Source organism: Roseburia sp. CLA-AA-H209, from assembly GCF_020687575.1.
Classification (GTDB): Bacteria; Bacillota; Clostridia; order Lachnospirales; family Lachnospiraceae; genus Roseburia_C; species Roseburia_C amylophila.
The window spans coordinates 58,965-70,929 of record NZ_JAJEQU010000001.1; the positions used below are offsets into that span (position 1 = coordinate 58,965).

Consider the following 11,965-nt stretch of genomic DNA (forward strand, 5'->3'; position numbering starts at 1 on the left):
ATATGCAGAAAGGTGCGATTTATTTGGAACAGGATTATATTGCAAACAGACGGGAATATATTCTTCGTGCCAGAAATTCTTTTTCGGAATCACGGAAAGACACGGACGAGGAGTTAATAAACACAGGAAAAGCAGCCATTTGGAAAGTAAAATGGCTGCTTTGTATTTTCCTTTTTGTGGTGTTTGTTTTATGTGATAAAGGAAAGCTTCCTTTTCCGGGAACTGCCGGTGAAAAAGATACCAAATGGATGTACCGGCAATTAGAAGAAAACTATGATTATACAAAACTGCAAAAGTATGTTATGATGATTTCGGATTTTGCAAAAAATAAATAAACGTTATTTTTTTCACAAATCGGATTATGATATTTAAGAATGATTGAGGTACCAGATGAACACTTTAGCATTAAGTGATGAAATACTTTTAACAATTGATAAACCGGCCCGTTATATCGGAAACGAGCTGAACATGGTAAAGAAGAATCCGAAGGATGTTGACATCCGTTTTGCAATGTGCTTTCCGGATGTCTATGAAATCGGAATGTCTCACCTGGGCATTCAGATTTTATATGATATGTTTAATAAACGGGATGATGTATACTGCGAACGGGTTTATTCTCCGTGGCCGGATTTACACAAGATTATGAAAGAAAAAAATATTCCTTTATTTGCACTGGAAAGTCAGGAGCCGATTAAGGATTTTGATTTCCTTGGTATTACCATCCAGTATGAGATGTGCTATACCAATATTTTACAGATTCTTGATTTATCACAGATTGCCATGCTGTCTTCTGAGCGAAAAGAAGATGATCCGATTGTAATCGGTGGCGGTCCTTGCAGCTATAATCCGGAGCCGATTGCAGATTTCTTTGATTTGTTCTATATCGGAGAAGGCGAAATTTCTTATACGGAATTATTTACGCTGTATAAGCAGTGCAGGAAAGAAAAGGTCAGCAGAAAGGAATTCTTACGCCGTGCAGCGTCTATTCCTGGAATCTATGTGCCTTCCATGTATGAGGTGGCTTATAAAGAAGATGGAACGATTGCATCCTTTACACCAAAATATGAGGATGTGCCGGCAACGGTAAAGAAACAGATTCAGATGGATATGTCCCATTCTGTTTATCCGGAGAAACCGGTTGTTCCTTTTATTAAAGCAACCCAGGATCGTGTAGTATTAGAGATTCAGCGTGGCTGTATCCGCGGCTGCCGTTTCTGTCAGGCAGGAATGATTTACCGTCCGGTCCGTGAAAAAGATGTAGAAGTCTTAAAATATTATGCTTATGAAATGTTAAAGAATACCGGACATGAAGAGATTTCTTTAAGTTCTTTAAGTTCCAGTGATTATTCGCAACTGGAAGAACTGGTTAATTTTCTGATTGATAACTTTAAGGATAAAGGCGTAAATATTTCTCTGCCATCTCTTCGTATCGATGCATTTTCCTTAGACGTTATGGGAAAAGTGCAGGATATCAGAAAGAGCAGCCTTACCTTTGCTCCGGAAGCCGGTTCCCAGCGTCTTCGTAATGTTATTAATAAAGGACTGACGGAAGAGGTGATTTTAAATGGTGCCGGAATGGCGTTTGAAGGCGGCTGGAATAAAGTAAAGCTTTATTTCATGCTAGGACTTCCGACCGAGACGGAAGATGATATGCGTGCCATAGCAGAACTTGCCAATAAAATTGCAGTCCGTTATTATGAGATTCCAAAGGAAGAGCGGAATGGAAAATGTCAGATTACTATCAGTACCTCTTTCTTTGTACCAAAGCCATTTACTCCATTCCAGTGGGCGAGAATGTATGATAAGGACAGCTATCTTGGTAGAGCCAAGGTGGTAAATGATGCTGTAAAAGAACAGTTAAACCGCAAGAGCATCAAGTATAACTGGCATGAAGCAGATGTTACGGTATTAGAGGGTATTCTTGCAAGAGGAGACCGCCGGATTGCCCCTGCCTTGCTTAAGGTTTATGAAAAAGGTGGTATCTTTGATGCCTGGACGGAATTTTTTGATAATAACCGCTGGGTAGAGGCTTTTGCGGAATGTGGCATCGATACCGATTTCTATACCATGCGGGAACGTCCTCTGGATGAAATTTTTCCATGGGATTTTATTGATGATGGCGTTTCGAAAAAGTTCTTAATCCGCGAATGGGAACGTGCCAGAAAAGAAGAAGTGACTCCAAACTGCCGGATGCAGTGTCAGGGCTGTGGAGCTGCTCAGTTTAAGGGAGGTGTCTGCTTTGAAAATAAGAATTAAATTTCGAAAATATGGTGTAATGAAATTTATCGGACACCTTGATATGATGCGTTATTTCCAGAAAGCAATGCGTCGTGCTGAGATTGATATTGCATATTCCGAGGGATTTTCCCCGCATCAGATTATGTCTTTTGCGGCACCGCTGGGAGTTGGAATCACCAGTGATGGAGAATATCTTGATATTGAAGTACATTCTACCAGAAATTCAATTGAATCCGTTAAGGCTTTAAATGATACCATGGTGGAAGGTGTTGAAATTGTATCTTACCGGATGCTGCCGGAGCATGCAAAAACAGCGATGTCCATTGTTGCAGCAGCGGACTATAACGTATTTTATAAGGATAAAGGAAATTGTCCATTCACTTTGGATGAACTGAAAGGTAGAGTAAAAGCATTTTATGAAGATGCTCCGGAGATTCTGGTTACGAAAAAGACGAAAAAAAGCGAAAAAGTCATGGACTTAAAGCAGCTGGTATATGATTTTCATGTTGAGGAAGCAGATGGCTGTCCATTCTTTTATCTTAAAGTATCTACAGGAAGCGTAGATAATGTAAAACCAGAGCTTTTGTTAGAAGCCTTTTACCGGTATCTGGAACTTCCTTATAACGAAATGCAGTTTCAGATTCATCGTGTGGACGTATATGCCCGAAAAGAAGACGGCACTCTGATTGCATTGGATGAAATGGGAGATGACATTCTTGAATAAATTTATCATTACAAGGCAGCATTATGTAGGCGACTCCTATTTTACGGCACTGTTAGATGAAAAGGACAAGTTTAGGGAAATTGCATTTCATCCGTTATCCGAAGAAAATCAGGTTGTACCGGGAATAATTTATATTGCCAGGGTAAAAAAGATTGCCGCGAACTTAGATGCCGCTTTTGTGGACATTGCAAAGGGAGTAACCTGTTATCTGGAAACAGCACATATAAAAGATGCCTGGTTTTCGAAGCAGTGCAGAAGCGGAAAGCTGACCGAAGGGGATGAACTTGTGGTGCAGATTACCAAAGAGGCAATCAAGACCAAGTATCCCATTGCAGATACCAAGCTTTCCCTTACTGGAAAATATTTTGTCCTGACAAATGAAAAACGACCTCTTGCCATTTCTTCTAAATTAAGTGCGGATGAAAAAGAAAGGTTAAGCAGTCAGGTACAGCTTTTCGAACAAATGAGGCTTTTTGAAAAAGAAGCAGTTACCGATACAAAGCAGAATGCCGGACAGGAAGAAAAAAGAAAGCCGCATAGTCTTATCGTAAGAACCAATGCGGCAGGAGCTTCTCCGGAAGAATTGGAAACAGAATACCGGAAACTTCTATCTGACTATCAGAAGTTAGCTGCAACTTTTCATTTCCGTACCTGTTACAGCATTCTGATGCCGCCAAAGAAATTTTATGAAAATGCCATTAATCACCTTTACCAGGAAGAGCTTGGTGAAATTATTACGGATGATAAGAATATCTATGAAGAGCTTCAACAGCTTTATGCCGGAAATCCTGATATTTTATCTAAGATACGGTTCTATGGAAATGATGCCATTTCATTAGGAACCCTTTATTCCTTTGAGACGCAGATACAGCGTGCAATATCGGAACGGGTCTGGATGAAGTCTGGTGCTTATCTTATCATTCAGCCAACGGAAGCTCTGACAGTTATCGATGTAAACAGTGGAAAGAATACTTCCGGAAAAAATGCAGAAGAATATTATTATAAGATTAATTTAGAAGCTGCTGCAGAGATTTCAAGACAGCTCCGGCTTCGTAATATTTCAGGAATTGTCATTGTGGATTTCATCAATATGGCAAAAGAAGAGCAAAGAAAAGAGCTGATGCACCAGTTCCGGTTATCCTTAAAAGAAGACCCGGTTCCGGTACGGCTTGTGGATATTACAAAGCTTGGCTTAGTGGAGCTGACCCGGAAGAAGGAGCGTAAGAACCTTTTGGAGCAGGTGGCTCAGCTAAGGTGATAACAGCTGCAAAAGCCACATCAAGGTATCTATCAAGATATGCAAAGAAATATCTGAATACAATACCTGGAAAGTACCTGAAAAATAATGGTACCTGAAAAATAATTAAAATTATAGCGTGAAATAGTTGACGAATCGTAATTCGTGTGCTATGATACAACAGTATGCCGCACAGTGAGGTATAAGTCTATCGTAAGGATAGCACCACAACTGGCGAGTAATGATAATAGGAGGTGCCATATGTACGCAATTATAGCAACAGGTGGTAAACAGTACAAAGTATCTGAAGGCGATATCATTACCATTGAAAAGCTTGGTGTTGAGGCTGGTGAGAAAGTAACTTTCGATCAGGTTTTAGCAGTATCTGACAACGGATTAAAGGTTGGTGCAGACGCAGCTAACGCAACTGTAGAAGCTTCTGTAGTAAAAGAAGGCAGAGCTAAGAAAGTTATCGTTTACAAGTATAAGAGAAAAACCGGCTATCACAAGAAGAACGGTCATAGACAGGCGTTCACACAGGTGAAAATCGAAAAAATTAATGCGTAATCGATAGGAAATTGTTATGACAAAGATAACGATTTTTCGAAACCAGAAACAAGAGTATCTTGCTTTTTCCTGTGTCGGACATGCTGAATATGCAGATGCCGGAGAGGATATTGTATGTGCAGGAATTTCGGTTCTTGTGATTAATACAATCAATGCCCTTGGAATGTTCACGAAAGAACAGTTCAAGACCAATCAGGACGAAGAGACCGGATTGATTTCCGTATCTTTTGAGCAGCCGGCAGGACATGATGCAAAGTTGCTTTTGGACACAATGGTTTTAGGCTTACAGGGAATACAAAACAATTATGGAAATGATTACATCATTTTAAACTTCAAGGAGGTGTAGAACATGTTGAATATGAACCTTCAGTTTTTTGCTCATAAAAAGGGAGTTGGTTCTACTAAGAACGGTAGAGATTCTGAATCCAAGAGATTAGGTGCAAAAAGAGCAGACGGACAGTTCGTTAAGGCTGGTAACATTTTATACAGACAGCGTGGAACAAAGATTCATCCAGGCGTTAACGTTGGTATCGGCGGAGATGATACTTTATTCGCATTAACAGACGGTGTTCTTAGATTTGAAAGAAAAGGCAGAGATAAGAAACAGGCTTCTGTTTATCCAGTAGCAACAAACGAATAAGATGCATGATAGACCCGACACGAAAGCGCCGGGTCTATTTTCACTTATAGGAAACTATATTTTAACTTGAAGTAATTTAGAAACAATTAAAGTATCATTTGATTACAGTAACTGATATTTAATCACAATCAATAATGAGGTAGAAAATTATGTTTGCCGATAGTGCAAAAATTATTATAAAATCAGGAAAAGGCGGCAACGGTCATGTGAGCTTCCGCCGTGAAAAATATGTTCCGGATGGCGGCCCGGACGGTGGCGATGGTGGAAAAGGTGGCGATATCATCTTTGAAGTAGATGATAGCATGAATACATTAAATGATTTCCGCCATAAACACAAATGGGCTGCAGAAAACGGAGAAGAAGGAAAAAAACGAAACTGCCACGGAAAAAAGGGTGAAGACCTTGTCATCCATGTTCCTGCCGGAACCATTATCCGTGATGCAGCTACCGATAAGGTAATTGCAGATATGTCCGGTGAGAATAAAAGACAGATTATTTTAACCGGTGGAAAGGGTGGACTTGGCAATCAGCATTTTGCAACCTCTTCCATGCAGGCACCGAAATATGCACAGCCGGGGCAGGAAGCATTGGAACTTGAAGTTCGACTGGAACTTAAAGTAATTGCTGACGTTGGTTTAGTCGGCTTCCCAAATGTGGGAAAATCAACTTTATTATCCAGTTCCACCAATGCAACACCAAAGATTGCAAATTATCATTTTACAACTTTAAATCCGATTCTTGGTGTCGTTGATTTAGGCGAAGGTGCCGGATTTGTCATGGCTGATATTCCGGGGCTGATTGAAGGGGCATCCGAAGGAATCGGTCTTGGACATGAATTCTTAAAGCATATAGAGCGAACCAAGGTTATCATTCATGTTGTGGATGCTGCCGGAACAGAAGGCAGAGATCCGATTGCAGATATTCATGCCATCAATCAGGAGCTGGAATCCTTTAACCCTGAATTGTTAAAGAAACCTCAGGTTATTGCAGCCAATAAAATTGATGCTATTTATGAAGGCAATAATGAAATAATTGAGAAATTAAAAGAAACCTTTGAACCATCCGGCATTAAAGTATTCCCAATTTCTGCGGTCAGCCGTCAGGGTGTACGTGAGTTAATGTTTTATGTGAAGAGTCTTTTAGATGAAATGGACGATACACCGGTTATCTATGAGCAGGAATTCTTCCCGGATTCGAGAGCATTAGAGGGTGAACCTTATACCATTGAGATTGATCCGGAAGATGGTGCTTATGTGGTGGAAGGACCTAAGATTGATAAAATGCTGGGTTACACCAATATTGATTCGGAGAAAGGTTTCCTTTTCTTCCAGAAATTCTTAAAAGAACAGGGTATCTTAAAGGAATTAGAGGCAAAAGGTATTCAGGAAGGCGATACCGTCCGTATGTATGGACTTGAATTTGATTATTATAAGGAGTAAATCATTATGGAATTAACGAGTAAGCAGCGTTCCCATTTAAGAGGAATGGCAAGTACGATAAATCCAATTTTCCAGATTGGAAAGGCATCTCTTACACCGGAAATTATTTCAGCAGTAGATGATGCCATTGAAAAACGTGAATTAATCAAGATTTCTGTATTAAAAAACTGTGCAGATGATCCTCGCGAATTAGGCGAAATGATTGCAGAGCGTACGCATGCACAGGTGGTTGCGGTAACTGGTAAAAAAATCGTTCTTTACCGTAAATCAAAGAAACATCCAAAGATTGAATTGTTATAAACGAAAGCTTTTATACCTTGGAAGGGTGGTAGAAGATTGAAGAAAGTGCGTATTGGAATTATTGGCGGAACCTTTGATCCGATTCATATCGGGCATCTGATTATTGCACAGAATGCGGTAACACAATATCATTTAGACCAGATTCTTTTTATTCCAACGGGACATTCGCCTCATAAGGATGATAAAGAGATTGAACAGTCTGCCCACCGGCTGGAAATGATTCGCCTGTCGATTAAAAATAATCCGGATTTTTATTTTTCGGCCATGGAGATTAATGCAGCCCGCACCAGTTATACGTATCTGACGCTGCAGGAGCTTCATCGGACCTATCCGGACTGGGAACTCTATTTCATTATGGGAGCAGATTCCCTTGATTATCTGGATAAATGGATGGAACCGGCAGAAATTTGCCGTCTTGCAACGTTTTTAGTTGCCATCAGAGACGATTTGGATATGAACCGGATAAAGAATAAGGCTGCAGAGTTAAAGCGGCTCTATGAGGCAGATATAAGGCCGATTATCACACCAAATGTTTCCGTTTCTTCTCATAATATCCGGGAGCGGGTAGCAAAAGGGGAACCGATACGTTATCTTGTCACACCGGAAGTGGAAGAATATATTGCCCATCAGTGTTTATATCAGGAGGATGAAGGTCAGACACCAATGAACGAAAGATTAAATAAGATAAAAAAAACATTAAAAAAGGAATTGGATAAAGACCGTTACGAGCATACTTTAGGGGTCATGTATACTTCAGCCTGTCTTGCCATGGCAAATGGTTATGATATGGAAAAGGCTCAGCTTGCAGGTCTGCTTCACGATTGTGCCAAATGTATTCCAAACGAAAAGAAATTAAAAATCTGTGTGAAGAATAACATTCCTGTCACGCAGGTGGAAAAGGATAATCCTTTTTTACTTCATGCTAAAGTCGGTGCATTTCTTGCCAGAGTATTATATGAAGTAGAGGACGAAGAGATTCTTCATGCAATTTCTGTTCATACCACCGGGGCACCGGCAATGAATACACTGGATAAAATCGTATTTATTGCTGATTATATCGAACCAAAACGGGATAAAGCAGCAAACCTAAAAGAAATCAGAAAAACAGCCTTTGAAGATTTAGATGAAGCACTGAAAATGATTTTATGTGATACCATTCATTATCTCAATGGCAGTAAAAATGATAAAAATATCGATCCAATGACACTTGAAACATATCATTACTATACAGGAGGTTCTCATGAATAAACAGTCGAAAGAAATGGCGAAACTTGCATATCAGGCTTTATCGGAAAAGAAGGCAGAAGATATCCGTATTATTGATATCAGTGAAATATCTGTTATCGCAGATTATTTTATTATCGCCAGTGGAAGCAATGCCAACCAGTTACAGGCTATGCAGGACAGCGTAGATGAACAGTTATATAAAGCCGGTTATCATGCAAAACAGATTGAAGGAAATCAGCGTTCCAGCTGGATTCTGATGGACTACAGTGATATTATCGTTCATATCTTCTCAAAAGAAGATCGTCTCTTCTACGATTTAGAGCGCATCTGGAGAGATGGAAAAGATATTGACCCGGAAGAACTTTAAGAAATATATAGTTAAGAAGTATATTATGAAAAGGGATATATAAAAAGTTATATAATAAGATGTTCATATCAGGAAGGCACTATCGTACAAACACAGTCTGTATGGTAGCGCCTTCTTTCTAAAATATACTTACTTAATAAGCTTGAAATTATTACTAAGCCAGGAAACGGAATACGCCGAATACCTTTCCGAGAATAGAACATTCTTTCACAATAATTGGATCCATGGAATCATTTTCTGGCTGCAGACGATAATAACCATCCTCCTTATAAAAGGTCTTAACCGTTGCAGAATCATCTACAAGAGCAACCACAATATCACCATTAGATGCAGTAGACTGACGCTTTACAAGAACATTATCCCCATCGAAAATACCTGCATTAATCATACTTTCTCCCTTAACTCGAAGCATAAAGCTTTCTGCATTTGGCATAAACTCTGCCGGAATAGGAAAATAGCTGGTAATATTTTCTACTGCAAGAATCGGCTGTCCTGCAGCAACACTTCCTACCATAGGAACATTAACAACCTCACGTCTGGTTAAATTAAAGCTGTCATCAATGATCTCAATTGCTCTTGGCTTCGTAGGGTCACGTCTGATATATCCATTCTTCTCAAGAGTTTCCAGATGAGAATGAACCGAAGAAGTTGATTTCAGATTAACTGCTTCACAAATTTCACGAACAGCAGGTGGGTATCCTTTATTTAAAATTTCCTGTTTAATATATTCAAGAATTTCCTTTTGTTTTGAACTGATTTTTCCGTATGCCATCTCATTACCTCCTTTTTATATTCTCAGTCTAACATATGTTCACAGAAAAAGCAAACACATATTCCGAAAATTTGTTCGCCTTTCTTCTTGACAAACGAATGTTCCCTATATATAATGCATATATAAACAAATGTTCGCAACAGACGTTCGAAAGGAGATAGAACAATGAATCGTGATAATAGAGTATATGGATACAACGAATATAAAGAATACTACGGAAGGGGAAATAAAATAGACAACAGACGCAGAGATATGGATGGAACTCAGTATACATCGAATCGTACGATGGCAATTCGTGCAAACGGAAGAAGAAACAGAGCATATGTGTGCCAGATTCAAAGATATCTTATTATTTCTTTTCTGGCAGTGCTTTTAACCATCCTTGGTGTTATTTTAGGAAGCAACCTGCTTGCTTCTTCACAGAGCAAAGCTTCCAATGAGGTAAATACCTATAAATATTATACCAGCATTGAAGTACAGAAAGGGGATACTCTCTGGACTATTGCCCAGCAATATGCCGGTGATGACGCCGATTATGCATCCTATATCGAAGAAGTAAAAGATATGAACCAGTTGACCAGTGATACCATCCATGCGGGAGAGTACCTTACTGTTTCTTATTCTTCCAGTGAATTTAAATAGGATTTCAGATATGACAGAACACAGACCGCTTTTAGATAAATTAGATACCTTTCTGGATAAATAAGATATGCAAGAAGAGATTTTGTTTTAATGCTATTTTAAATATTATTTTTAATTTTATATTGACTTTTCATAGTAACCATATTAATATAGTAGGAAATTAGAAAAAGTATTATTTTCAACTACATATATCAAATTACATTATTTTAGACAAATGGAGGTTTACTATGAAAGAAATATTATGCTTTGGCGATTCAAATACTTACGGTTTAATTCCTGGCACAAAAGAGAGATATGGACGTGATACCAGATGGACAGGTCTTTTAGAACAACATTTATATGAAAAAGGTTATCGTATTATAGAAGAAGGTTTATGCGGTAGAACCACCGTCTTTGAAGATGAGCTAAGAGAGGGACGGAAGGGGGCTGCCTTACTTCCGACACTGTTAGAAAGCCACGCTCCAATTGACCGGGTTGTTCTTATGTTAGGAACGAATGACTGCAAAAGCTTATATAATGCATCAGCAGAAGTAATTGGACTTGGAATAGAACAATTATTAAAACAGATTCGGAAAATTGATTCAGATACCCGTATTTTGTTAATTTCTCCAATCCAATTAGGTGAAGGAGTTTGGGAGCCGGAGTTTGATCCTGAATTTAATCAAAAATCTGTTGAAGTATCTAAAAAATTAAAATCCGTTTATCAAAGAATTGCCCTAAAATACAATTGCGATTTTCTCGCTGCATCTGATATTGCAGCACCAAGCAGTGCTGATAGAGAACATTTAAATGAAGAGGGACATCAGAAGCTGGCAGAAGCAGTCCTTAAAGTGATTGCAGCATAATATGCTAAGAAATTTAAAATAAAAATTTATCAGAAAAGAAAGAATAGTTGTCGAATTTTTGGAATGTGGTATAATAATTATGTATTATTTTACGCATAGTACAAGATTAAAATATCAAGGAGTTAGAAAATGTTACGTTTTATATATGTTATTCTAATGAATCTTTTTCGAGCCCCATATATTATACCGAAAATGAGAAAGTGGGCAGATCATCCGGAAAAATATTCGGAAGAAGAACGATATAAACTGGTTCGTCATGTCATTTATTTAATGAAGCGTTCCGGTAAAATCAAGACTGTAGCCTATGGCGAAGAAAATCTTCCAAAAGAAGGTGGATATGTTATGTATCCGAATCATCAGGGTAAATATGATGCTCTTGGTATCATAAGCACTCATAAGGAACCATGTTCCCTTGTTATGGACGAAGCAAAATCCCATACCATTCTGGTAAGTGAATTTGTTGACTTACTTCAGGGTAAGCGTTTAATAAAAGATAATGTCCGTCAGGCTTTGAAAATTATTACCGAAGTTTCAGAAGATGTAAAGAACGGAAAGAAATACATTCTTTTTCCGGAAGGTGGTTACGAATTCAATAACCGTAATCGTGTCTGTGATTTCAAAGCGGGTAGTTTTAAATCTGCAATCAAAGCACATGTACCAATTGTACCAATTGCGCTGATTGATTCCTACAAAGTCTTTAACGGTTTTTATCTGTGGCCGATTACTACACAGGTTCATTATTTGGAGCCGATTTATTACGAAGAGTATAAAGATATGAAATCCAAAGAAATTGCCGAATTAGTAAAACAGCGGATTCAGGATAAGATATCAAGTATTTTATAAGATTCCTTTTATTATCTTATATTAAAACAGTTTCCCTTCTGGTGATTATAAATATATTTCTACTTTTATAATACCGGAAGGGAAACTGTTTTTCTTATAAAATATTAATTATAATATAATGATA

The 11,965-nt window shown here is 38.4% G+C and carries 15 protein-coding genes and 1 pseudogene; 15 read left to right on the forward strand and 1 reads right to left on the reverse strand.

All coding sequences use genetic code 11. The annotated features are described in order from the left end of the window. The first annotated feature begins 2 nt into the window (after window positions 1–2). The 12 genes and pseudogenes from LKD41_RS00315 to rsfS all read left to right on the forward strand — a co-directional run bounded on the left by LKD41_RS00315 (window position 3) and on the right by rsfS (window position 8,739). Window positions 3–335, forward strand: a complete 333-nt coding sequence (locus LKD41_RS00315; RefSeq protein ID WP_227700073.1) for a hypothetical protein — start codon at window positions 3–5, stop codon at window positions 333–335. A gap of 55 nt (window positions 336–390) precedes the next feature. Next, window positions 391–2,256 (forward strand): TIGR03960 family B12-binding radical SAM protein, encoded by a 1,866-nt coding sequence (locus LKD41_RS00320; protein ID WP_227700074.1) that lies wholly within the window; start codon window positions 391–393, stop codon window positions 2,254–2,256. Continuing rightward, window positions 2,240–2,962 carry a TIGR03936 family radical SAM-associated protein gene (locus tag LKD41_RS00325; protein WP_227700075.1) on the forward strand — a complete coding sequence of 241 codons (723 nt, stop codon included), beginning with the start codon at window positions 2,240–2,242 and terminating at the stop codon, window positions 2,960–2,962. The genes LKD41_RS00320 and LKD41_RS00325 overlap by 17 nt, the downstream gene beginning before the upstream one ends. Beyond that, window positions 2,955–4,220, forward strand: a complete 1,266-nt coding sequence (locus LKD41_RS00330) for a ribonuclease E/G (protein ID WP_227700076.1) — start codon at window positions 2,955–2,957, stop codon at window positions 4,218–4,220. Before LKD41_RS00325 ends, LKD41_RS00330 begins: the two co-directional genes overlap by 8 nt. 240 nt (window positions 4,221–4,460) lie before the next feature. Further along, a complete protein-coding gene (gene rplU / locus LKD41_RS00335; RefSeq protein ID WP_022243838.1) occupies window positions 4,461–4,766 on the forward strand; it encodes a 50S ribosomal protein L21 in 306 nt (101 codons plus the stop codon). A gap of 16 nt (window positions 4,767–4,782) precedes the next feature. Then, entirely contained in the window at window positions 4,783–5,112 is a 330-nt protein-coding gene (locus LKD41_RS00340) for a ribosomal-processing cysteine protease Prp (protein ID WP_022243837.1), read from the forward strand. A 3-nt stretch (window positions 5,113–5,115) separates the two neighbouring features. Continuing rightward, window positions 5,116–5,406, forward strand: a complete 291-nt coding sequence (gene rpmA / locus LKD41_RS00345; protein WP_022243836.1) for a 50S ribosomal protein L27 — start codon at window positions 5,116–5,118, stop codon at window positions 5,404–5,406. A 149-nt stretch (window positions 5,407–5,555) separates the two neighbouring features. Beyond that, window positions 5,556–6,845: a GTPase ObgE gene (obgE, locus tag LKD41_RS00350; protein ID WP_117698620.1), complete on the forward strand. Its 1,290-nt coding sequence runs from the start codon at window positions 5,556–5,558 to the stop codon at window positions 6,843–6,845. Window positions 6,846–6,851: 6 nt separating this feature from the next. Then, window positions 6,852–7,145 (forward strand): ribosome assembly RNA-binding protein YhbY, encoded by a 294-nt coding sequence (yhbY, locus tag LKD41_RS00355; RefSeq protein ID WP_022243834.1) that lies wholly within the window; start codon window positions 6,852–6,854, stop codon window positions 7,143–7,145. A gap of 45 nt (window positions 7,146–7,190) precedes the next feature. Beyond that, window positions 7,191–7,778 (forward strand): annotated as a pseudogene (nadD, locus tag LKD41_RS15875) (nicotinate-nucleotide adenylyltransferase); the annotation flags it as partial. Between the two features lie 30 nt (window positions 7,779–7,808). Then, window positions 7,809–8,393, forward strand: a complete 585-nt coding sequence (gene yqeK / locus LKD41_RS15880) for a bis(5'-nucleosyl)-tetraphosphatase (symmetrical) YqeK (RefSeq protein WP_227700283.1) — start codon at window positions 7,809–7,811, stop codon at window positions 8,391–8,393. Next, on the forward strand, window positions 8,386–8,739 hold the full coding sequence (gene rsfS, locus LKD41_RS00370) for a ribosome silencing factor (RefSeq protein ID WP_022243832.1): 354 nt from the start codon (window positions 8,386–8,388) through the stop codon (window positions 8,737–8,739). Before yqeK ends, rsfS begins: the two co-directional genes overlap by 8 nt. A gap of 154 nt (window positions 8,740–8,893) precedes the next feature. Here rsfS and lexA read toward each other — a convergent pair whose 3' ends face one another. Next, on the reverse strand, window positions 8,894–9,511 hold the full coding sequence (gene lexA / locus LKD41_RS00375) for a transcriptional repressor LexA (protein WP_022243831.1): 618 nt from the start codon (window positions 9,509–9,511) through the stop codon (window positions 8,894–8,896). A 165-nt stretch (window positions 9,512–9,676) separates the two neighbouring features. Here lexA and LKD41_RS00380 point away from each other — a divergent pair, with 165 nt between their 5' ends. The 3 genes from LKD41_RS00380 (at window position 9,677) to LKD41_RS00390 (ending at window position 11,841) form a co-directional block, all read left to right on the forward strand. Further along, window positions 9,677–10,153 (forward strand): LysM peptidoglycan-binding domain-containing protein, encoded by a 477-nt coding sequence (locus tag LKD41_RS00380; protein ID WP_227700077.1) that lies wholly within the window; start codon window positions 9,677–9,679, stop codon window positions 10,151–10,153. A gap of 227 nt (window positions 10,154–10,380) precedes the next feature. Then, window positions 10,381–10,998: an SGNH/GDSL hydrolase family protein gene (locus LKD41_RS00385; RefSeq protein ID WP_022243829.1), complete on the forward strand. Its 618-nt coding sequence runs from the start codon at window positions 10,381–10,383 to the stop codon at window positions 10,996–10,998. A 129-nt stretch (window positions 10,999–11,127) separates the two neighbouring features. After that, window positions 11,128–11,841, forward strand: coding sequence for a lysophospholipid acyltransferase family protein (locus LKD41_RS00390; protein ID WP_227700078.1), 714 nt, complete (start codon window positions 11,128–11,130; stop codon window positions 11,839–11,841). Window positions 11,842–11,965: the final 124 nt, after the last annotated feature.